This window comes from Pilosibacter sp. NGB245, assembly GCF_057397225.1.
This window is the reverse complement of the sequence record NZ_CM171584.1, coordinates 286,458-307,545: the sequence shown is the minus strand read 5'-3', so window position 1 is coordinate 307,545 and position 21,088 is coordinate 286,458. Positions and strand designations below refer to the sequence as shown.

General features: G+C 42.0%; 21 protein-coding genes. 16 read left to right on the top strand and 5 right to left on the bottom strand.

The window, feature by feature from the left end; genetic code table 11:
* Positions 1 to 93: 93 nt before the first annotated feature.
* The 4 genes from ACXMYH_RS01365 to glf all read left to right on the top strand — a co-directional run bounded on the left by ACXMYH_RS01365 (position 94) and on the right by glf (position 3,625).
* Complete coding sequence (locus ACXMYH_RS01365; RefSeq protein ID WP_486555363.1) at positions 94 to 1,071, top strand: glycosyltransferase family 2 protein; 978 nt, start codon at positions 94 to 96, stop codon at positions 1,069 to 1,071.
* Positions 1,068 to 1,472, top strand: a complete 405-nt coding sequence (locus tag ACXMYH_RS01360; protein WP_486555362.1) for a GtrA family protein — start codon at positions 1,068 to 1,070, stop codon at positions 1,470 to 1,472. The genes ACXMYH_RS01365 and ACXMYH_RS01360 overlap by 4 nt, the downstream gene beginning before the upstream one ends.
* Positions 1,473 to 1,520: 48 nt before the next feature.
* Positions 1,521 to 2,444: a nucleotidyltransferase family protein gene (locus ACXMYH_RS01355; RefSeq protein WP_486555361.1), complete on the top strand. Its 924-nt coding sequence runs from the start codon at positions 1,521 to 1,523 to the stop codon at positions 2,442 to 2,444.
* 68 nt (positions 2,445 to 2,512) lie between these two features.
* Positions 2,513 to 3,625 (top strand): UDP-galactopyranose mutase, encoded by a 1,113-nt coding sequence (gene glf, locus ACXMYH_RS01350; RefSeq protein WP_486555360.1) that lies wholly within the window; start codon positions 2,513 to 2,515, stop codon positions 3,623 to 3,625.
* Between the two features lie 41 nt (positions 3,626 to 3,666).
* Here the strand turns inward: glf and ACXMYH_RS01345 are convergent, their stop codons facing one another.
* The 5 genes from ACXMYH_RS01345 to ACXMYH_RS01325 form a co-directional block, all read right to left on the bottom strand.
* Positions 3,667 to 4,716 (bottom strand): HigA family addiction module antitoxin, encoded by a 1,050-nt coding sequence (locus ACXMYH_RS01345; protein ID WP_486555359.1) that lies wholly within the window; start codon positions 4,714 to 4,716, stop codon positions 3,667 to 3,669.
* A gap of 471 nt (positions 4,717 to 5,187) precedes the next feature.
* Complete coding sequence (locus ACXMYH_RS01340; RefSeq protein ID WP_486555358.1) at positions 5,188 to 6,183, bottom strand: GHMP family kinase ATP-binding protein; 996 nt, start codon at positions 6,181 to 6,183, stop codon at positions 5,188 to 5,190.
* Between the two features lie 91 nt (positions 6,184 to 6,274).
* Positions 6,275 to 7,579, bottom strand: a complete 1,305-nt coding sequence (locus ACXMYH_RS01335; protein ID WP_486555357.1) for an HAD-IIIA family hydrolase — start codon at positions 7,577 to 7,579, stop codon at positions 6,275 to 6,277.
* 47 nt (positions 7,580 to 7,626) lie between these two features.
* Positions 7,627 to 9,039 carry a sugar transferase gene (locus ACXMYH_RS01330; protein WP_486555356.1) on the bottom strand — a complete coding sequence of 471 codons (1,413 nt, stop codon included), beginning with the start codon at positions 9,037 to 9,039 and terminating at the stop codon, positions 7,627 to 7,629.
* 12 nt (positions 9,040 to 9,051) lie between these two features.
* On the bottom strand, positions 9,052 to 10,647 hold the full coding sequence (locus ACXMYH_RS01325; protein WP_486555355.1) for an O-antigen ligase family protein: 1,596 nt from the start codon (positions 10,645 to 10,647) through the stop codon (positions 9,052 to 9,054).
* Positions 10,648 to 10,994: 347 nt separating this feature from the next.
* Between ACXMYH_RS01325 and ACXMYH_RS01320 the strand changes: the two genes are divergently transcribed.
* From ACXMYH_RS01320 to ACXMYH_RS01265, 12 genes are all read left to right on the top strand, one after another.
* Positions 10,995 to 11,834, top strand: coding sequence for an N-acetylmuramoyl-L-alanine amidase family protein (locus ACXMYH_RS01320; protein ID WP_486555354.1), 840 nt, complete (start codon positions 10,995 to 10,997; stop codon positions 11,832 to 11,834).
* Positions 11,831 to 13,753 carry a DUF4368 domain-containing protein gene (locus tag ACXMYH_RS01315; RefSeq protein ID WP_349096748.1) on the top strand — a complete coding sequence of 641 codons (1,923 nt, stop codon included), beginning with the start codon at positions 11,831 to 11,833 and terminating at the stop codon, positions 13,751 to 13,753. The genes ACXMYH_RS01320 and ACXMYH_RS01315 overlap by 4 nt, the downstream gene beginning before the upstream one ends.
* Positions 13,750 to 14,133 carry a TnpV protein gene (locus tag ACXMYH_RS01310; RefSeq protein WP_007488505.1) on the top strand — a complete coding sequence of 128 codons (384 nt, stop codon included), beginning with the start codon at positions 13,750 to 13,752 and terminating at the stop codon, positions 14,131 to 14,133. The genes ACXMYH_RS01315 and ACXMYH_RS01310 overlap by 4 nt, the downstream gene beginning before the upstream one ends.
* Before the next feature lie 109 nt (positions 14,134 to 14,242).
* Positions 14,243 to 14,491 carry a hypothetical protein gene (locus tag ACXMYH_RS01305; RefSeq protein WP_007488504.1) on the top strand — a complete coding sequence of 83 codons (249 nt, stop codon included), beginning with the start codon at positions 14,243 to 14,245 and terminating at the stop codon, positions 14,489 to 14,491.
* The gene (locus tag ACXMYH_RS01300) at positions 14,469 to 14,759 is read left to right on the top strand and encodes a hypothetical protein (RefSeq protein ID WP_007488503.1); all 291 of its coding nucleotides are present in this window, start codon (positions 14,469 to 14,471) and stop codon (positions 14,757 to 14,759) included. Before ACXMYH_RS01305 ends, ACXMYH_RS01300 begins: the two co-directional genes overlap by 23 nt.
* 216 nt (positions 14,760 to 14,975) lie before the next feature.
* Positions 14,976 to 15,725 carry a hypothetical protein gene (locus tag ACXMYH_RS01295; RefSeq protein WP_050006303.1) on the top strand — a complete coding sequence of 250 codons (750 nt, stop codon included), beginning with the start codon at positions 14,976 to 14,978 and terminating at the stop codon, positions 15,723 to 15,725.
* A 387-nt stretch (positions 15,726 to 16,112) separates the two neighbouring features.
* A complete protein-coding gene (locus ACXMYH_RS01290; protein WP_486555353.1) occupies positions 16,113 to 17,345 on the top strand; it encodes a plasmid recombination protein in 1,233 nt (410 codons plus the stop codon).
* Positions 17,346 to 17,479: 134 nt separating this feature from the next.
* Positions 17,480 to 18,007: a hypothetical protein gene (locus ACXMYH_RS01285; RefSeq protein WP_349096751.1), complete on the top strand. Its 528-nt coding sequence runs from the start codon at positions 17,480 to 17,482 to the stop codon at positions 18,005 to 18,007.
* Between the two features lie 202 nt (positions 18,008 to 18,209).
* Positions 18,210 to 18,413, top strand: a complete 204-nt coding sequence (locus ACXMYH_RS01280; protein ID WP_117750748.1) for a helix-turn-helix transcriptional regulator — start codon at positions 18,210 to 18,212, stop codon at positions 18,411 to 18,413.
* 1 nt (position 18,414) lies between these two features.
* Positions 18,415 to 18,729, top strand: coding sequence for a hypothetical protein (locus ACXMYH_RS01275; protein WP_349096754.1), 315 nt, complete (start codon positions 18,415 to 18,417; stop codon positions 18,727 to 18,729).
* Positions 18,730 to 18,934: 205 nt separating this feature from the next.
* On the top strand, positions 18,935 to 19,573 hold the full coding sequence (locus ACXMYH_RS01270; protein ID WP_349096756.1) for a CHC2 zinc finger domain-containing protein: 639 nt from the start codon (positions 18,935 to 18,937) through the stop codon (positions 19,571 to 19,573).
* Entirely contained in the window at positions 19,497 to 20,861 is a 1,365-nt protein-coding gene (locus ACXMYH_RS01265; RefSeq protein WP_486555844.1) for a virulence-associated E family protein, read from the top strand. The genes ACXMYH_RS01270 and ACXMYH_RS01265 overlap by 77 nt, the downstream gene beginning before the upstream one ends.
* Positions 20,862 to 21,088: the final 227 nt, after the last annotated feature.

Here is a 21,088-nt window from a genome sequence, read left to right as displayed (position 1 = left end):
AGATTAATTTATATAGGAACATGGATGATTATTTAATATGTGAAATATTATTGAATAATAATACTAATAATATTAATAAGGCGGTATATTGAAATGAATATATTATACATTATTATCCCATGCTATAACGAAGAAACCGTTCTTCCAATAACATCAAAATTATTTTTAAGCAAATTAAACTCACTTATTGAGTCTGGAAAAATTTCCAATAACAGTAGGATTCTTTTCGTCAATGATGGCAGCAAGGATAAAACCTGGGAAATTATCTGCTCACTGGCAAAACAGGATGAACATTTTATTGGAATCTCACAAAGCCGTAATCGCGGACATCAGAACGCGGTTCTTGCGGGTTTGATGGAAGCGAAAGATAAATGCGATATTACGATCTCTATTGACTGTGATGGTCAGGATGACATCAATGCGATGGACGAAATGGTTGATCAGTACCTTCAAGGATGTGAGATCGTATATGGTGTACGCAGTAAACGTGATACTGATACATTTTTCAAACGCTTTACGGCTGAAGGATTTTATAAACTTTTAAACTGGATGGGTGCCGAGGTTGTATATAATCATGCAGATTACCGCCTGGTTTCCAGCCGTGTTTTAAAGGAATTTGCCAACTTTAAAGAAGTCAACCTGTTTCTGCGTGGAATGTTCCCGCTGGTCGGCTTTAAGAGCACTAGTGTTTACTACGAACGGCACGAGCGGATTGCTGGAGAAAGCCACTATCCATTATCAAAAATGCTTGGACTTGCTTTTGATGGAATTACAAGTCTCAGTATTAAACCTATCCGAATCATTACTGCTCTTGGAACGATTATTGCCGGATTCAGTTTCCTTGGAATCGTGTGGTCTGTCATTATGCATTTCATGAACCGTTCAGTTGCCGGATGGTCCAGCATGACCTGTATCATCTGCCTGCTAGGAGGTGTTCAGCTGATGTGTCTTGGTGTTCTGGGCGAGTATATTGGAAAAATATACATGGAAGTCAAACACCGACCGAGATATATTATCAGCGAACGAACAGAATCTAAAGAGTACAGTAGTAAGATCGAGGATAAATCATGAACCAGTTATTTAAGAAATATCAGCAGCCGATCCTGTATTTATTCTTCGGAGTATGTACCACAGCTGTCAATATTATTACATATTATATCAGCGCACATATACTTTCCTTATCGGTTATTCTCAGTACCTGCCTGGCGTGGATCATCTCCGTGATTTTTGCTTATATAACTAATAAATGGTGGGTTTTTAAGAGCAAAAGTCTTTGTCTGCAAGCAATTCTACAGGAATTTTTATCATTTACAGGCTGCAGATTATTCACAGGTGCCTGTGATCTGCTTATCATGTTTATATTTGTGGACTGCCTGGGGGTGAACGACCTTTTCGTTAAAATTGCGTCAAATGTTCTTGTTGTAGTTTTAAACTATATATTTAGTAAGATGATTATTTTCAAGCGTAAATAATTCTTATGGTTATATCGTCATTCGTTGCATATTAGGAAGGAATTGAACATGAAAAACATCACATTAGTCATCATGGCCGCCGGAATCGGCAGCCGTTTCGGCGGAGGGATTAAACAGTTGGAACCGGTTGGCCCAAATGGTGAGATCATCATGGATTACTCGATCCATGATGCGCTGGAGGCAGGCTGCAATAAAGTTGTTTTTATCATCCGCAAAGACATCGAGAAAGATTTCAAAGAGATCATCGGAAAGCGGATCGAGAAGATCGTTCCCGTAGAATATGCTTACCAGTCTGTGGATGAACTTCCTGCCGGGCATAGAAATGTCTGGGAAAGGACAAAACCATGGGGAACCGGACAAGCTGTTCTCTGCGCAAAAAATGTAATAAAAGATCCATTTATCGTTATCAACGCTGACGATTATTATGGGAAAGAGGCATTCAAAAAACTTTACCAATATATGACAACCAAGATGGAGCCTGACCGTTCATTCTATGATATCTGCATGGCGGGATTTATTCTTAAAAATACATTGAGTGAAAACGGCGGTGTTACCCGCGGTATCTGTACTGTGGATCAGGATGGTTATCTGCAGCGTGTCACTGAGACCTATGAGATCCAGAAACAAAATGGGATTCTCACAGCCTGCAATGAGGAAAAACAGCCGGTTTCTGTCAATGAAGATATGCATGTGTCGATGAATATGTGGGGACTGCCACCAAAATTTCTGGATATGCTGGAATCGGGTTTTTCAGAATTTCTGGATCAGCTTGGGGATGATGGTATGAAAAGCGAGTATCTGCTTCCGAAGATTATTGACAGGCTGTTATCTGAGAATAAAGCCAGCGTAAAGGTTCTGGAGACAAATGATAAATGGTTTGGAGTTACATACAAAGAGGATAAACCTGCAGTAGCTGCGGCAATTCGTTCTTTAATCGAACAGGGCACTTATGGAAAGAATTTATATATGTAATAGCTTGTCTAAATTCCAAAGTATCACAATATCTAAATCAAAAAATGAATGAAGGAGAATGTTTAAATATGTATGACTATCTTATTGTCGGTGCCGGACTCTACGGTGCTGTATTCGCCCACGAGGCAAAGAAACACGGAAAATCTGTACTTGTAATTGATAAGAGATCAAATATCGCCGGAAACGTGTATACAGAGGATATGGAAGGGATCCATGTACATAAGTACGGAGCCCACATTTTCCATACAAACAACCGTAAAGTCTGGGAATATGTCAACCAGTTTGCGGAATTCAACCGCTTTACAAACTCCCCAGTAGCAAATTACCACGGGGAGCTCTACTCTCTCCCGTTTAATATGTACACCTTCAATAAGATGTGGGGCGTTGTGACTCCGGAAGAGGCTGCATCGAAGATCGAGGAGCAGAAGAAGGCTGCTGGAATCACAGAGCCGAAGAACCTGGAAGAGCAGGCGATCAGCCTGGTTGGTACGGATATCTATGAAAAGCTTGTAAAAGGTTATACCGAAAAGCAGTGGGGAAGACCTTGTTCTGAGCTTCCATCCTTTATTATTAAACGTCTTCCGGTCCGCCTTACTTTCGACAACAACTATTTTAATGCGCTGTATCAGGGAATTCCGATGGGCGGCTATACAAAGATGGTTGCGAATATGTTAAAGGGAATTGAAGTGAAGCTCGGTGTTGATTATCTGACAAATAAGGCTGAATTTGATGCAATGGCCTCAAAAGTCATTTACACCGGTGCCATCGACGCATACTTTGATTTTAAGCTCGGCGCTCTTGAGTACCGTTCTGTCCGCTTCGAGACAGAGCTCCTTGATAAACCAAACTTCCAGGGAAATGCGGCAGTAAACTACACAGATTCCGAGACTCCATGGACCAGAATCATTGAGCACAAATGGTTTGAGTTTGGAAAAGATGATGATGGAAATGATCTTCCGAAGACTGTAATCAGCCGTGAGTACAGCTCCGAATGGAAACCTGGAGATGAACCGTATTATCCGGTGAATGATGAGAAGAACGGAAAGCTCTACGCAGCATATAAAGGACTTGCCAAACAGGAAAAGAATGTGGTCTTTGGCGGACGTCTGGGTGAATACAAGTATTATGATATGGATGCTGTGATTGCATCTGCTCTTGATATGTGTAAAAAAGAATTTTAATTTTAATCCCAGCAGTGCTTTACTGCTGGGATCTTCTATAATCAGCCAATAATATAATGCTCTTTCAATTCATTAAGCATACTATGCAAAATATAATCTTCCTTCTGAAGTCTTCCAACAACAATTCCTGGGGCGATTCCAATGCTTCTGGCGAAATTTTCTACGCTTGCTTTTGTAAATATCTCCCGATTTTTGAATATCTGAAATTCTTCTGGTGGAATCAATTTGTTTTTAGACCAGGTATTCGCGTTTTCCTCATCCTGCTCTGTCGTTCCGCCAGCCTGTCCAACATGTCCAAGGATGATATGTCCCAGTTCGTGAAACAGGCTGAACCAGAACTTATCTGCGTCTTTACCTCTCGCTGTAAGGCCTAATACAATTTTATTGCCATCAATAAATGACGCTCCCTGTAAAAAAGGACCCTTTAGATGCGGTAAAAAAACGAGTGCGATTCCGCAGGACGCCAACATTTCTTTAAGTCTATGACAAAATACATTTGGCTTCAAAACCGTCATTTCTCTTATTTCCGGAATAATCTTAGTAAGCTGTTTTATATTGATCGGATCTGTTTCAATGCCGCGGGCCTCAATTTTGGCTTCCTGCGCCCATGCAAGCAGTGCAAGGTCACTCTTTTCGGTAACTGCCAGCCTTCTGCATGCAATTCTTGTTATTTGATCATTTTCCAATAGAGAAAGTTCTACTACCTCAAAATATTTACGGAGATTTATTACTTTCTCTTTCGAATCTCTTGTCTCTTCTACCCATCCATATTTAGCCATTTCATTATATGGAAGCTGTTTTGCTAACGCTTCATCAGCATCCATAGAATTTTCAAGCTTTACCTTAAGCAATTTCTCTCTATAAATTGTCTCAAGGTTGTTCCAAAATTTTGCCGGTACTCCCAGTACCATTTCCAATCGAATAGCCACTTCTGGAGTCAATTGTACCTCTCCATTAATGAGTCTGCTGATATGTTTTTCAGACATATCCATTCTAGCTGCAAACTCTTTCTGACTCATCCCACGTTCATTAAGCTGCTCCCTTATTGTCGCTCCAGGTGGTGTTGCAATAAAGCTGCGACTTCTCACCATAGTGCTACCTCCTATTCTTCTACCATTCTTAATGATAATCTATAATCTCCATTATATGAGCTATCTGGACTTTATTATCATGCTTTTCAAAGACCAACCGGTACGGATGTACTAAATCAACTGCATATTGACCTTTTCTGTTATTTCTCAGTGTATGACACCGCCCAATATGACACTGTATCATTTCTTCCACTGTATCTACCGATTTAATTTCATCTATTCTCATTTGTATCTTTTCTGACATCTCACATCCATAGGCTCTATCTGAAACCTTGGCATTCGTACATATTTTCTCTAATTTTTTAGTTTTATACGAAATTTCCAATGCATCACTTCTTTCATTGTTTACCTTTTAGGTAAATTAATATTAACATAATGTTCGATTTTAGTCAATATCTGTGTTAACCTCGCAGGTAAATCCATCAAAAAATCCCAGCAGTTTCTAACCACTGGGATTTCTTGCTTTTCAGCTTATCTCTTCTCATACGTCTCCGGCGTATAATGGATCACTCTCGTACCGCTGTTCTCAAACTCAAACGGCACATACAAAAGTTCTTCCATCGCCTTATGCACACTCTCCTGCTTATCCGGCTCTACGTAGAATAACAGGAATCCGCCGCCGCCGGCACCGAGAAGTTTTCCGCCGAGCGCACCGGCTTCTATTCCTTTTGCATAGAGGCCATCGATGGAATCTGTGGAGATCCGGCTGGAGATTCCCCGTTTCAGCTTCCATGTATAATCTAAGAGCCTTCCAAACTCGTTCAGATCCGTTTTTGATGTCAGGACCTTCTCCGCATCATCTACAAGGGAAAGCATCTCTAAGAGCTGTTTCTGCTTGTCTACAAGTGCTTTCTCCGTCGTCTGCTGAATATCGGAGGAGAATCTTGAGAACCCTGTAAAGAACAGCATCAGGTTCTGATTGAGCTGTGCCTTTCTCTCCGGAGAAATAATAACAGGATTTACTTCATAGCCGTCCGCGTTGAAATTAATGCGGTTCAGGCCTCCAAAGGACGCTGCGATCTGATCCTGGACACCGCCGCTCTCGTTGCAGAGCACACGCTCCAGATAAATTGCGTCATCGGCAAGTTTCTTCTTATCCGCATATTTTCCCTTTAATGCATAGAATGCGTTTAACATTCCAACCGCAAAAGAGCTGCTGGTTCCCAGTCCGGAACGCGCCGGAAGATCTGCCTCATAGGTCAGGCGGATTTCCTGCATATCCAGATACTTCATTGCCTCACGGATCGCCGGATGCTCAATATCGTTTACATCTGTCACACGCTCAAGCTTTGAATAGGAAAGCTCTGTGGAATAATCAAAAAATCGCGGGAGATGGCGCACATTCACATAGCAATATTTGTCAAACGTTGTAGAAATGACCGCGCCGCCATGTTCTTTATAAAAATCCGGGAAATCCGTGCCGCCGCCAAAAAATGACATACGGAACGGAGTTTGTGTAATAATCATTTGCAAATCCTCATTTCTTACGTGTACCAGCCTGTGCTTGTCCCCTGCCTTACCCGGCAGGCATCCAGACTTGGATTGTATCAGTTAGCCTTTATTCCGTTTCCAGAATCTTCTCTACTGCCTCCAAAAGGTTCTTGCAGATGAGATCGGGTTTCACATCATATTTCTTGTCCTTTCCAGCTTCTCCGGTCAATACAAGGGCTGTACGCATTCCTGCATTGATTCCAGTCTGAACATCGATCGTTGTATCCCCAATCATCCAGGATTCCTTCAGATCAATATGATACTTCTCTGCCGCCGTCTTCAGCATACCAATTTTCGGTTTTCTGCACTCACATGGAATCTTATATGCCGGATTTTCCTCCGGATATCCTTTGTCTGGATGGTGCGGGCAGAACAGGATATCGTCCAGATAAACGCCCTCACGTCCAAGTAGCGTCTCCAGTTTTCTGTGAATTTCTCTGACATCCTCTACTTCGCAGAGTCCGCGCGCAACCACCGGCTGGTTTGTCACGATGATTCCGAGGCGGCCTGACTGGTTGATCTTCCGAATCGCCTCCACCGCACAGCTTTCCAGATCCAGATCCTCTTCCTTATAGATAAGTCCACGGTACTGGTTAACGGTGCCATCGCGATCCATAAAAATACATTTCTGCTGATTCCGCAGGCATTTTCCCTTGATCACGCCTCTCTCGATATCTGCCAGAGTCTGATTGATCCTTTCAACAGTTCCGACATCTTTTACATACTCCGGAGACCGATATCCGTAAACCGGCTCTCCCGCCTCTATCATTCCCTTGATCACATCATTTTCCAGATTCCGTTTTACCGGCTCCGGAACGTAATCGCAGATATGGCGGTCAAATACAAAGATTCCAGCGTTCACACAGTTCTCATACCAGTAATCCCGCATATTGTGCTTGGAGTCAAACTTTGTAATCCTGTCATTGCTGTCCAAGACCAGAAGATCTGAATCAAACGGATGTCCGTTCGGATGGACAAATAATGTTGCTGCAGCGCCTTTTTCCTGATGGAACCGAATCATTCTCTCAAAATCAATATCAAAGAACAAGTCCCCGGACATCATAATAAAGGTATCTTCATGCAGCATATCCTTCAGGTAATAAAAGGATCCCGCCGTTCCCAGCGGTTCTTTTTCCTCGAAATACCGGATCGTCACGCCGAACCGGCTTCCGTCCTCAAAGTATTCCCGGATTTTATTCCCGAGATGCCCCGTTACCATAATAATATCGGTAATCCCATTTTCCTTCAGGCGCTCCACCTGCCACAACAGCAGCGGCTTTTCCGCAACCGGAACCATCGGCTTCGGAATTTCATCCTTTGTAAGCGCCGCAAGTCTGGTTCCTTTTCCTCCGGCCATGATTACTGCCTGCATGTCTGCGCTCCTTTCTCTGTACAACCGATCTCTTCGGTTTTTATATTTTATTTTCTTATCCCCGCGTCATCGATTTTAATATTCATCTTTGCCGCTGCAATCTCCTGCCTCTGAAGACTTGCGTCATGTTCGATTACGCCCTCGGAGCTCTCCTTCATCAGCATAATTTTCGGTGTCATGATCATCAGCTTCAGATCCAGGAAAAACGAATAGTTTCTAATATAAGTAAGATCAAGTTTCAGTTTATCATACGCAGTCGTATTGTATTTTCCATAGATCTGCGCATATCCGGTAAGTCCAGATTTTACCTTGAGACGGTACGCGAACTCCGGAAGTTCTTTCTCGATCTCCGCTGCAAGCTCCGGACGTTCCGGACGCGGTCCAACTAACGACATCTCGCCTTTTAAAATATTAATCAGCTGCGGAAGCTCATCCAGGCGGGTCGCGCGAAGGAATTTTCCAACCGGCAGGATTCGGTCATCGTCATTCGCCGCCAGTCTGGCATGTCCATCTTTCTCTGCGTCCTGAATCATCGTGCGGAATTTATAGATCATAAACTCTTTGCGATCTTTTGTCAGACGCACCTGTTTGTAGAATACCGGACCGCGATCAGTTGCCTTGATCATCATTGCGATTACAAGGAAAAATGGAGATGTTAAAATCAATCCAATTGCTGAACATACAATATCGAGAAAACGTTTGCAGAAAAGCTGCTCGATCTTCAGACCCTCATTTCTGGAAAGCAGCAGCGGTGTATCAAACAGGTTCAGGTTATCTGAACTGCGATTGATAATGTCAGAGATTTTGGGTACCGTATAGGTGCGGATTCCCTGCCCAAAGCACATTTTCAAAAGCTGATTTCGTTCATGCGCCGGGATATCTCCGATGATCATTGCGTCGTAATTATGGATCAGATCCATAATTGCATCAAGTCCCTCACCATAGTGAATAATATTGCAGATCTGATATTTATCCTCTCGGGTGCTGATCTTCTGCATCAGATGAAAAATTGGCCGTTCTCCGTAGACCAGCAGCATTCTTCTCTGTGGAAACAGGCGACTGTAGATAAACTGAAACCCAAACGCCCAAATTACTGCAACGACTACCTGCGCAAGAAATACCCCGCCCATGATCGACGGGGTATGAAATTTCTTGTCAAGCAATGCGATCTGAAAGTATGTAATCACATTCACGATAAACAGGGAAAGGATCTGTGAATAAATTACATTCCATTTTTTATAAAAACCAACCTTAAATCCCCCATACGTCTGCTCAAAGAACAGCAGGAGAATCATATAAATAGCGATCATCAGCCAGTTACCGCGACGCCAGAATGGAGCTACGATAATTTTATTATAGTGCATCGTCCAGACAAAACCATATATCCCTGCTTCCAATGCTACAATAACTGCCGATGACAGGCATTTAATAATTCGCTTATACTGGGTATAATCCCTCATAATACTCTTTCCTCAGGCCTTTTTTGTTCTTCCCACACCTATTGCAAGGAGCTGAAGAATAATCGGCATCGCAATCGGAAGATTGATATTTACGATTGCCTGTGTCATATATGCTAATACTACAAGCATAATCGCTGCCGCTAATGGCTCCTCTTTCATGCGCTTTGCCATCGCCGCAACGGATGAAACCATAAATATGATATAGGAAATCATTCCCGCCGCACCAATCGTAACAAGATAATGCAGATACTCATTATGGGCACTATCATAGATTACCAGAGTACCATTATCCTGACTTGCCGGGAAATAATACTGCATCAGCAAAGCAAATGTATCCGGTCCATATCCGAAAAGTTTCTGAAGCAAATTCAGTTTATTCGCAAAGAGATCTACCGCACGTTTCCAGACATAACCACGCTGTGTACCCCAATCATCATTGAAAACAACATATGAACTGATTGCGCCGTATTTATCCGCATGTCCTGCTGCATTCGCGTCATATAAAACATAGATAACAGCCAGGCATACCACCGCAATAATTCCGATCCAAACATATACAAATGTCTTATTGAGTTCTTCTTTTCGATCCGCCGGTCTCTTTCTCGAGTCTTTGGATGCCATCACAGTCAAAACAGCTGCTGCGATCCAAAGAAGAACAATAATAACCGGAAGAACGCTCAATCTGGCGATCAGACCAAACGCACTGTCTATACCGAGCACACTGTCAGCATAGGCAATATTGATCTGGTTGATGCACAAAACAACAGTGAAAAATGTTGCAAGCGAAATCACATATCTTCTAAGACCAGTCTTTGTCTTAAAAAGCCACAGTGGAGAGAAACCGAAAATTGCCGCTAAGGACAAATACGCGTTATCACTCGTACCCATGATCAGCGCAAAACTGGTCAGAACCATATTTCCATAGTACCAGAGCATTCTCTTCTGATTTTTCTCCTGTGTAAACAGTATCATGGATATTGCCATAAGGGCAGCCACATAAATGGTGTATGTATTGATGTTTCCAAATGTGGATGTATACAGTGCTTTCTGCGCATCCACCATATTTACCTTAAATCCAAGCACATCCATCTGAAAATAATCTGTGATGCCAAATACGCAGACGAAAATCCCCACAGCAAGGAACGCATCCAGATACCACTGTTTCAATTTAAAGAAACGGGTAACAAGGAAATATACTGCCATATAAATGGTCATAAGAAATACACCATTATATCTTCCGGATGTCCCCCAGAACGCCTCCCATTTCCAGTCTTTGCAGAGAAGCCAGGAAATCACGTTGCAAAGCCAGAACGCTATCATCGCCCAGTCTCCAACGCTCATACTCTTTCTCCAGGTCTTAAAGTCAAACTTTGAAAACCATTCGAGCATTTTTCCGCTTGCAAGTCCATATCCACCCATCACCACGAGCGCCGCAATTGCGATGATCGAATAAAACTGATACTTTGTTTCCAGAATATTAAAATAATAATCCCGGAACACTAGCGGGAGCAGGCAAAGCACCGCCAGTGTGAACACACCCATAATCAGCGCAACATTATCCTGATAGCTGCTCTTTGTATCTTCCTGTTTCTTTATCCTATTCGCCATGAAAATACTTCCTTTCGCACATCATAAAAAATCTATTTTATTATAACATCCTTCTACTTTTCGCGCAACTCGCCGAATAGGGAAATTGTTTCCTTTTCATGAATTTATTCTTAAGTCCGCTTATTTTCAGCCGAATTTCTCCAGGAAATGCCGTTTCTTTTGTACTTTCTCCGATTTTTCTTTTCCCTTTTCCTTAAAGTTTTCATTACTAATCATTGCTTTCCGTACTTCTTATCCCCATTCCCGTAACTTGCGATAATTTTACTTATCGGAAGTATAATGGCTTCGTAATGCAATTAGGAATTTCAAAAAGCGTTTCAAAAAAACAAAAGGAGAGTGCATTAATTATGAGAAAGCAGACTAAAATTGCTGCAGTAGTATCCGCAGCAGCTCTGTTAGCATTAGGCGCTTCCATCACTTCCTTCGCAGCAGCAAAGGGAACCTGGATGATGGTTGATGGCGAGTGGTATTGCTACGACAAGAACGGTGACGCATACGAGAACACATTCTGCTCCAGCAATGGAAAAGAATATTACGTAGGTGATGATGGACAGCTTGTTCGTTCCCAGTGGGTTGAGGACGGCGCTGACAAGTATTTCGTAAACAGCAGCGGTGCAAAGATCACAAACGACTGGAGATTAACAACTCCGATCGATGATGACAGTGCTGATGAGGAATGGTTCTACTTCCAGTCCAACGGTAAGATGGCTCATGACAAGAAGATCACTTACAAAAATAAAACATACTACTTCGATGGCGAAGGTAAGATGCTCACAGGCTGGGTAACTTATGATAAAGACGGCGAAGGCAACGTTGATGAAGCTAACGACTTCGATTCAGATAAGACATATTACTGTGATGAGACAGGTGCTCGCTTAGAGAAAGCTTGGATTAAGACCACAGAGCCAGATGTCGACGATGACAACGCTGATGCTGATGATTACTGGTACTACTTCAAGTCCTCTGGTAAAGCTCAGACTAAGAAAGGTACAAACATCAATGGTCAGACATATATCTTCGATAACAGAGGACGTATGCTTACTGGTTGGGTAGCAAAAGATACTGATTCTAATGCTTACCTTGAGATTGGTGATGAGAACAGCGACTACTACCTTAAACAGTTCACAGATGTGATATTTTGTGAGCGTAAGGAGTGGATAGGAATTGAAGAAAGGAGTTCAGCATGAGAAGAAAAAAAGATAAAAGCAATGGCATTACTGCTTTGTATGAAAGACTGTCTCGTGATGATGATAATGCTGGAGAGAGTAACAGTATAGTTCATCAAAAGCAAATGCTTGAAGATTATGCTATGAAACATGGTTTTACGAATCTTGTTCATTTTACCGATGATGGTTGGAGTGGAGCGACCTTTGACAGACCTTCATGGAACAGACTTGTTGAAGGTGTTAAAAACGGAGAAATCACTGCCTGTATCTGCAAAGATATGTCCAGAATCGGCAGAGATCATCTGCAAGTAGGTTTTTTCACTGACATTCTGTTTAGAGAAAAGGAAGTTCGATTTATAGCAATCAATAATGGTATTGACAGTGACCGTCAAGAAACCAGTGAGTTTGCCCCTTTTCTGAATATCATGAATGAGTGGTTTGTCAGGGACACAAGTAAGAAAATTAAAGCTGTACTGAAATCCAGAGGTTCTTCCGGCAACGCTCATACAAGTAATATCCCACCATACGGCTATTTGAAAGACCCCGAAAACCCCGACCATTGGATTATTGATGAAGAAGCTGCTGAAGTAGTCCGCAGAATTTATCGCATGACTATTGAGGGAAAAGGACCTTATCAGATAGCAAGAGAACTTTCAGAAGAAAAAATTGAAAGACCATCTTATTATCTTGGCAAAAAGGGACTTGGAAATCATGCAAGCAACTATGACAAAGAAAATCCGTATATGTGGCGAGGAAATCAGGTTACTACTCTGATTGCCCGACCAGAGTATATCGGAAAGACTGTCAATTTCAGGACATTCAAAAATTCCTATAAGGACAAAAAGACGAAAAGGGCAGATAAGGAAGATTGGGTGGTTTTTGATGATACACAAGAGCCTATTGTCGATGAAGAAACATGGCTGCTTGCTCAAAAGTTAAGACAGAATGTAAGAAAAGCAGATCCTATGGGCGAGCCTAATGTTCTGACCGGAAAGATTTACTGTGCTGATTGTGGTGCGCCGATGTATAATCACAGGCAGCGGAAAGGGCGAGAAAGAATATACTATACTGCCAAAGGCGAAAAAAGGACAAGTTATTCCAATCCGGCAGATTGTTATGAATGTTCCACATATAATCTTGCTTATCAGAAGTATGACCGGCATTGTACTTGCCACCATATTTCAACAAAAGCACTTAAAAGCATCATTCTGAAAACCATACAAGAGACTTGCCATTATGTTTCTTTGAATGAGCAGGAGTTTGTCTATTCTCTGCAAGAAGAATCGGCGATGAAAGATATTGCTGTTTCTGAAACTGTAAAAAAACGCATTGAAAGAAATCAGAAGCGAGTTCACGAACTGGATATGCTTATCAGGAAAATCTATGAAGATAACGTAATTGGAAGATTGCCGGACAGGCTTTTTCAGAGTATGCTTACTGATTATGAAAATGAGCAGAACGAGCTAAACAAGATTATTGAGACTGACACCGCTGATATGCAACGAATTATAGGCGGTCAAAATAATGTGGAGCGTTTTCTAAAGCTGGTTAAAAAGTATGAGAACATTACAGAGCTTACTCCTGCCATGATAAATGAATTTATAGATAAAATACTGGTTCACGAGCCACAGGGAAAAGGTGCAGACCGCACCACAGAGGTGGAGATATATCTTAACTATGTCGGGCAATTTCAAGTACCTGTGGAGCAGCATGAACCAACAGAGGAAGAAAGGATTGCTGCTGAAAAAGAAGCAGATCGACTTCGCAGAAAACGAGAATCCAATCGTAAGTATATGAAAAAGATTCGTGAGAAATCAAAAAAATTTGCGGAGCATGAGCGTATAGCAGAAGAAAATAATTCTGATAGCAAGCTGTGTGCTGAACAGAACGCCACAAGCAAATCAAATCGGCAAAAAGTGAAAGGAGAAAAAATAGCATGACAGAATTGAAACCACGAATCCATGACGAAAGCAACGGTCTGGACTATGTTCTTGTGGGCGATTACTATGTGCCGGACTTGAAGCTGCCGGAGGAACACCGCCCTATCGGTATGTGGGGCAGACTGCACAGGACATATTTAGAGCAGTACCACCCTGCAAGGTTCTCTGCCCTCTGTTTATCCGGCGAACTGCATACTTACCTTGCTGACCTGAACGAACAGGCAACGGAAAGGTGCAGCCTTATCATTGAGCAGATGAAACAAGCCGAGGGTGTGACCGAAACCATGAAAGCAGACAATCAGATATTGTGGGTACAGTCCATGAACTCTATCCGTAACCGAGCCGAAGAAATCATCAGACAGGAAATGATTTACTGCTGATTTTATCAAGTCCAAAACCAACAAATTTATATCGTAAACGAAGCGACAGGTATTTCCTTATGAAGTGTCTGTCGCTTTTCATTTATCAAACTTTAAGGAGGAAAACACAATGAAGATGAACCGGAATGAAATGGAAGCCCTTTATGCCTTTGGCTGTCCGAACCTGAAAGCAACTGTTGAGCGTTTGCGTATGGTGGCTGCCCTTGCACCCGATCCAGTGGCGAAGAAGCTGTTTTATATGCTTTCCGTCAAGCTGAGTGCTGAGGGTGTTGAAAGGTGGTATCGCTGCTTTTACTGCAAGCTGCGTGTGTTGAAAAACCATAGGGAGGGCTGCTATGGCGAGACTGACGAAGATTGAGAAAGAAACAATCGTTCTCTTTAATGAGGGCGAGGACAAGGCAAATATCTACACCCACAACGCCGGATTGAAAAAGAGGTTGGCTGCTTTTGCTAAGAAGTACCCTGACCTTTGCCGACTGGAAAAATCCAATGTTCAAGGCGGTGTTTCTTATGAGCTGGCAAAGTCCCGTCTGTCTATCCGTTTCTTGCCGCCTTACAGTGAGGAACGCAGACAGAAAGCCAGCGAATATGCGAAAAAGCATGGGCTGAACAGCCAGCAGGGATAATGTGATAATCAGGGCTGATATGCGGTTAAAATGTCAGGTGCAGACCTGATGTTTTGACCGTTGCCTATCGCCTGTGAGGAAAGTATCGGGGACTATGGATTTTGCAGAAATGTGCGTTACAGGTAAGTAAAAAAACTACTTGATAGAGTGTAAATTGAATTGTTCATATCGGTATGATATAATTTACTGAAATGAAGCAAGAAGGTGGACTTTTGTATGAAAAAATTTTTGAAAATATTGCTAATCATTATAGGAATAGTCTTTTTGATTTTTGCAGCACTGATATGTATTGGACTGTTTGTTGATTATGATGACCATATTGAAAATGGTCGCTATACTTATGTTCCGGAAGATGACAATAAAGACAATGCATATGTCGAATTCAATTTGAGCGATTACGATAAAAAGGATTCTGAACTCATATATTATAGTTCTGTCGAAGAAGCTATTTTGAATTCTCCTTTGAATACTGAAAATGAAGAATTTTCTGTTCCAGAAGATTTTCTTAATCATGTTGATGAAATATTGCATATATGGAATGGCAAACAGTATGATACGATTTTCTATCGGGCAGGAAGCGATAATGATCCCGTTCAAGGTTTTGTGATGGCACGCTGCAAAAAACAGGTGGAGGAAGCAACTGTACAATATGCGTTTATGAATGCTACACCGGTTACAACTAAAGCGGATAGCATTCTTATATCTGATATTACAGAACTAATTCATTCATCTTTAAAATTAAGTGATTTTCAACAGGACTTGAATCCAAATTATCCAGATACCAGATTTGTTTTTGGCTATGCACATGATAAGGAAATTTACTCATTAGAAGTAGAAGGTCAAAAGCCAGATGGTGTTATTGAAATCAATGTATATGACAGAACGATGTATCTATGGTATTATGATGATTTAAAGAGCGACAAGAGAGGAAACAATCTAAGTTATTCAGTAGATATGCCAGAGTAATTTTTCAAATTGTCTAATCTGCCACAACTGAATATGACCGTTAAGGTCAGATGAAGAAACCGATGTATTGAGCGTAAAGCGATCATGCGTCGGTTTTTCTTTTTGCAAAATAGTCCGGTGGACTGTTTTGTAAAACCGAAGGAACTGACAGAGCTTGGGATGGGGCGAAGTCAGTTTGTTCGGGCGGGAGTACAGAGGGTGCAACCCTTTGTGCATGGGTACAGGGAATGCAATATCCCTGTGCAGGTCAAGGGCGGCAGCCTTGCCCAGTTAAGTGGCGTTTCGCCACTTAGTACTGGGTATTACTTGACGCAGAAAGCCGCAAGGAATCAGCTTCGCTGCCCTTCTCCCCTGTCGGGGAAATCAAAAAGAAAAGGAGGAACTCATGTGAAATTAACAAGGCACAATGGACGAGCCGGAAAGAATGGCGTTTATAATCCGAAGCACAATGACCGCAGTTTTGACATTGCCAACAGCGAACACATTGACGAAGAACGAGCCAAACAAAATCTCTATTGGGACTGTTACAATGGCTTCCGCAATTTCAAAAATCCCGAAAAGGAAAATGAGCTGTCTGCCACTTTTGAAGATGTGGAACAGCTTTTTTATCGTCAGCGGTATCGTGATTTTGTGACCGGACAGAATGAAAGAAATGTGAAGAACCGACACCCTGAAAGAAATAAGGAAACCGGAGATTTACTCAAAAGCAAAAAGACCTGTCCAGAGGAAACGGTCTATCAGATTGGAACGCTTGATAATCATGTTTCACCGGAACTGCTCATTGAGATCGTCACAGAATTTATGGAAATCGTAAATGAGCGTTTCGGCTCTCATGTCCATATCCTGAATTGGGCGCTGCACTTGGATGAAAGCACCCCTCATATTCACGAGCGTCATGTGTTTGACTGTGAAAATCAATATGGGGAGATTGCCCCACAACAGGAAAAGGCTTTGGAAGCACTGGGGTTTGAACTGCCGGAACCGGATAAGCCAGTCGGAAGAAAAAATAACCGCAAGATAACTTTCGATTCAGCTTGCCGAGTGCTGCTGTTTGATGTGGCGAAAAAGCATGGCTTACAACTGGAAGAAGAACCGGAATATGGTGGTCGTGCCTATCTGGAAAAACAGGACTATATTCTTTTCAAGCAAAAGGAGCAACTGGCAGCACAGGAGAAAAAGCTGGAAGAACTCACGATGAAGATTGAGGATGTGGAAGCTCTGGTGGACGAGGTTGCCGATATTGCCTATGACAAGGCGGTTGAGGTCGTTGCTGATACTGTGAAACTGGAAACGCACAAGGAGGATATTAAGCTGGTGGAGCAGTCTAAGTCATGGGTTCTCTCCCCTGAGCGTAAGGCTTCAAAGAAAGAAGTTGAGTATGCAGTGAAACGATTGGATGGAGTGATTGCCAGAATCACAAACGCTATGAAATCAACCATTCAGAAAATCCAAACCACGCTGATGAAACCGGAGGTCAAAAAAGCCGGAACGGAGCAAATCAAGAAGAAAGCCAAAAGTTCTATTATAGAGCAGTTGAGCCGCAAAAAGAAAGAAATTGCAGAGCGTGAAGTCAGCCGGACAGTTCCGACGAAAAGCAAAAGACAGGATATGGAACTCTAAGGCACTTGCTGTTTTTATTTTGAAAATGACAGGTGCTTTTGCTTTAAGAAACAAGAAAATATCTTCCATTCTTTAGGTTGATGAAGTATAATGGAGATACACTATTTGAGAATCTTAAAGGGGTAACAGCTATCATGAAAAAACTATTAACATTGATGTTACTTGTTTCACTATGCTTAAGCGGTTGTGCATTAGGGAACAATGTATCGGAAGAAGAAAATGCTATGACAATATCTGATTTCCAGAAAGACACAAGCCTGACAAGTATACCGGAAAGCAACGGAAAGCTTTTGAACTTAGATTTAGAATCGGTCATCGCCTATGGCAGACTGCGTGCATTATTTGGAGAACCTAATTATGAAACGCAGAATTCTGAAGATGCTTACTCTTATATTCTGTTTGTTGAGCCGGAATCTTCTGAAAAAATTTACTTGGAAGTGTATGAGGGAAGCAGCGGACCGGCGATTGGTGGTCTGAACAATGCTGAGAGTTTGCAAGCTGCTGAAACTCTGAAGAAATTGATAGAGGAATCAGAAGAAGTGGCGGATTATCAGTATGAAGGCTACTATCAAGATTTGGATTTGAAAATCAGCATGGGAATCAAAAATGGCGTACCTTACTATAACGAAGAACCTTGTGAGGAAATTCCCGATTTTCAGTAATTAGACGAAATAATTATCATTTAGAAGAAGCAGGAAATCTGAAAAGGTCTCCTGCTTTTTTGCACCTAAAATTGAATATGGAACTTTAAGGCACTTGCTGTTTTCAGTTTGAAATCATGTATTACTCTATTGACAAAATGTAATGAATTAATTACAATAAAAATGTAATCGGTTCATTACATTTAGGAAAGGAGAGATTACTTTGATATGGAACAGGATTAAGGTGTTGAGGGCTGAAAGAGATTGGACGCAAGCTGACTTAGCAGATAGGGTTGGTATTTCACGACAAGCAGTCATATCAATAGAAAAATATAAATATACGCCCTCTTTGGAATTAGCTTTCAAGATAGCAGAAACATTTGGTGTATCTATTGATGAAGTTTTTAAGTATGGAGAGGAGAAGTAAAATGAACGAACAAACAATTATTTTGATTTTTCTTGTTATGGCATTAGGTATAACTCTTTGGCTATATATTCTAAAAGCTATAAAACAGGTGAACTATAAAGGTGATGAGCGTTGGAAACTAATACAATTAAAAGCGAATAATGCCGCAAATCTTGCACATTCGATTTTGATAGTTTTAATTGCTGTTCTACCATTTTTTATAAATATGCAAACAACAGTTACACTCCAACGAGTTTCAATTTTGGCTTTGCTCTATATTGGAATACGCAATTTAATTGAACTGGTTGCAACGATTTATTTGGACAAACAATTATAAAAGTGTATTGAATAGTTACCGAAATTACTCAAGTGGAAATGGAAGAAAGAAAATCCATAATAAAATCTTCACAGCTTTACTAAGCAGGAAATCTGAAAAGGTCTCCTGCTTTTTTGCACTCAAAAATGAATATGAAACTCTAAGGCACTTGCTGTTTTCGTTTTGAAAATGACAGGTGCTTTTTTTGTTTCAGGAAAGGAGTCACATGAATGTATTTGAAGTTGTAAAAGAAAATGTTACTGCCCGACAAGCCGCAGAAGCCTATGGCTTGAAAGTGGGTCGCACAGGTATGGCGTGCTGTCCGTTTCACTCGGATAAGTCCCCCAGTATGAAGCTGGATGAACGCTATTACTGTTTTGGCTGCGGAGTGACCGGAGACGCTGTTGATCTCACAGCGAAGCTATTCGGTATCGGGCTGAGGGAAGCTGCTGTCAAACTTACAGAAGATTTTGGTCTTAACTATGACAGCCGACAAAAGCCCAGTGTCCGCCCTCGTATTCGTGAGCCGACACCGGAACAGAAGTATCAAAAAGAAGAAAATCATTGCTACAAGGTGCTGACAGATTATTTTCATCTTCTTAGAGAATGGGAAAAGAAATACGCTCCCAAACAGCCGGATGAGGAATGGAATCCCCTGTTTGCAGAAGCACTGCATAAGAAGAACTATATCGAATATCTGCTTGATATTCTTCTGTATGGTTCATTGGAGGAACGAAAAGCACTTGTGGCAGAACAGAGAAAGGAGGTGTTGAAACTTGAACAGCGAATTGCAGAACTGTCAGCAGACAGAACCATGCACAGTAGAAGAAATCCGAAACAGCTTAGAGCAGAGCGAGAAAGGTAAGGTTTATAATACTGCCGCAAATTATAAGCGTGTTCTGCAATATGACCCGCTTTTGAAAGGGGCTATCCGAAAAAATCTTCTGACCGAAAGAATCGACATTGTGAAGCCCCTCGGTTGGTATCGTGACAGCCCGACATTGACGGATGTGGATGTGAAATATCTGCTCCTATATTTTGAAGAAAACTATGGATTGACCGTAGAGAAGAAAATCATAGACGCAGTTGCGGTTATTGCCAATGAAAATCGTTACCACCCTGTCTGTGATTTTCTCAATGCCCTGCAATGGGACGGAACAGAACGCATACGCTTCTGTCTGCACCGCTTTCTCGGTTCTGATACAGATGATTACACCTATGAAGCATTGAAGTTGTTTCTACTGGGTGCTATCTCACGAGCCTTTAAGCCGGGGTGTAAATTTGAGGTAATGCTCTGTCTTGTAGGCGGTCAGGGAGCCGGAAAGTCCTCTTTCTTCCGTTTGCTTGCGGTCAATGATGATTGGTTCTCTGATGACTTGAAAAAGCTGGATGATGAAAATGTGTACCGCAAAATGCAGGGGCATTGGATTATTGAAATGTCGGAAATGATTGCAACCGCCAACGCTAAGAGCATTGAAGAAATCAAGTCCTTTCTGAGCCGACAAAAGGAAACCTATAAGATACCCTATGAAACACATCCGGCAGACAGAAAACGACAATGTGTGTTTGGAGGTTCTTCTAATACCCTTGACTTTCTTCCCCTTGACCGAACAGGCAACCGCCGCTTCGTTCCGGTTATGGTCTATCCTGAAAGGGCTGAGGTTCATATTTTGGCGGATGAACAGGCTTCCAGAGAGTATATCAATCAGATGTGGGCAGAAGCTATGGAGATTTACAGAAGCGGCAATTTCCGTCTGAGATTCAGTCCGGCTATGAACGATTATCTGAAAGCCCACCAAAAGGATTTTATGCCGGAGGACACAAAGGCAGGACAGATTTTAGACTATCTGGAACGCTATTCCGGCAGCATAGTCTGCTCTAAGCAGCTTTACAAGGAAGCACTGGGGCATGATTATGACGAACCGAAACAATGGGAGCTGCGAGAGATCAACGACATTATGAATAACGCTGTCACAGGCTGGAGGGCGTTCAGCAATCCGAGATATTTTCCAGAGCCTTACCGCAGACAAAAGGGCTGGGAGCGTATCAGGAACGACAACGAGCCTGACAACAGCATGGATGGTTTTCAGGAAATCCCGACAGAGGAAATGGAACAGTTAGGACTTCCGGAGGAATGGTTGAAGCAAAAATAAAAGCCCGTTGTCGCTTCGGTTGTCGAGCCGGTTGTCGGTCTGGTTGTCGGGCAAAAATCCCGAAAGCCTTGATATTGCGGCACTTTTCCCTCTCTGACAACCATGACAACCAATATTATAAAGAAAAAGGAAATAGTAAAAAAATAGTATCGCCCGATAAAGAAAAAAGGTTTTCTGATGTCCGTTGTCGGAACTTCGTTGTCAGACCTTTCCTTGTCGGGCTTTTT

Excerpts from the sequence above, each read along its gene's own strand:
- ACXMYH_RS01330 (WP_486555356.1), bottom strand. The coding sequence starts at position 9,039 with ATGAGGGATTATACCCAGTATAAGCGAATTATTAAATGCCTGTCATCG.
- ACXMYH_RS01340 (WP_486555358.1), bottom strand. The coding sequence starts at position 6,183 with ATGATTATTACACAAACTCCGTTCCGTATGTCATTTTTTGGCGGCGGC.
- glf (WP_486555360.1), top strand. The coding sequence starts at position 2,513 with ATGTATGACTATCTTATTGTCGGTGCCGGACTCTACGGTGCTGTATTC.
- ACXMYH_RS01270 (WP_349096756.1), top strand. The coding sequence starts at position 18,935 with ATGAATGTATTTGAAGTTGTAAAAGAAAATGTTACTGCCCGACAAGCC.
- ACXMYH_RS01295 (WP_050006303.1), top strand. The coding sequence starts at position 14,976 with ATGAAAAAATTTTTGAAAATATTGCTAATCATTATAGGAATAGTCTTT.
- ACXMYH_RS01275 (WP_349096754.1), top strand. The coding sequence starts at position 18,415 with ATGAACGAACAAACAATTATTTTGATTTTTCTTGTTATGGCATTAGGT.
- ACXMYH_RS01365 (WP_486555363.1), top strand. The coding sequence starts at position 94 with ATGAATATATTATACATTATTATCCCATGCTATAACGAAGAAACCGTT.
- ACXMYH_RS01345 (WP_486555359.1), bottom strand. The coding sequence starts at position 4,716 with ATGGTGAGAAGTCGCAGCTTTATTGCAACACCACCTGGAGCGACAATA.
- ACXMYH_RS01360 (WP_486555362.1), top strand. The coding sequence starts at position 1,068 with ATGAACCAGTTATTTAAGAAATATCAGCAGCCGATCCTGTATTTATTC.
- ACXMYH_RS01355 (WP_486555361.1), top strand. The coding sequence starts at position 1,521 with ATGAAAAACATCACATTAGTCATCATGGCCGCCGGAATCGGCAGCCGT.
- ACXMYH_RS01335 (WP_486555357.1), bottom strand. The coding sequence starts at position 7,579 with ATGCAGGCAGTAATCATGGCCGGAGGAAAAGGAACCAGACTTGCGGCG.
- ACXMYH_RS01285 (WP_349096751.1), top strand. The coding sequence starts at position 17,480 with ATGAAAAAACTATTAACATTGATGTTACTTGTTTCACTATGCTTAAGC.
- ACXMYH_RS01310 (WP_007488505.1), top strand. The coding sequence starts at position 13,750 with ATGACAGAATTGAAACCACGAATCCATGACGAAAGCAACGGTCTGGAC.
- ACXMYH_RS01320 (WP_486555354.1), top strand. The coding sequence starts at position 10,995 with ATGAGAAAGCAGACTAAAATTGCTGCAGTAGTATCCGCAGCAGCTCTG.
- ACXMYH_RS01325 (WP_486555355.1), bottom strand. The coding sequence starts at position 10,647 with ATGGCGAATAGGATAAAGAAACAGGAAGATACAAAGAGCAGCTATCAG.
- ACXMYH_RS01300 (WP_007488503.1), top strand. The coding sequence starts at position 14,469 with ATGGCGAGACTGACGAAGATTGAGAAAGAAACAATCGTTCTCTTTAAT.
- ACXMYH_RS01315 (WP_349096748.1), top strand. The coding sequence starts at position 11,831 with ATGAGAAGAAAAAAAGATAAAAGCAATGGCATTACTGCTTTGTATGAA.
- ACXMYH_RS01305 (WP_007488504.1), top strand. The coding sequence starts at position 14,243 with ATGAAGATGAACCGGAATGAAATGGAAGCCCTTTATGCCTTTGGCTGT.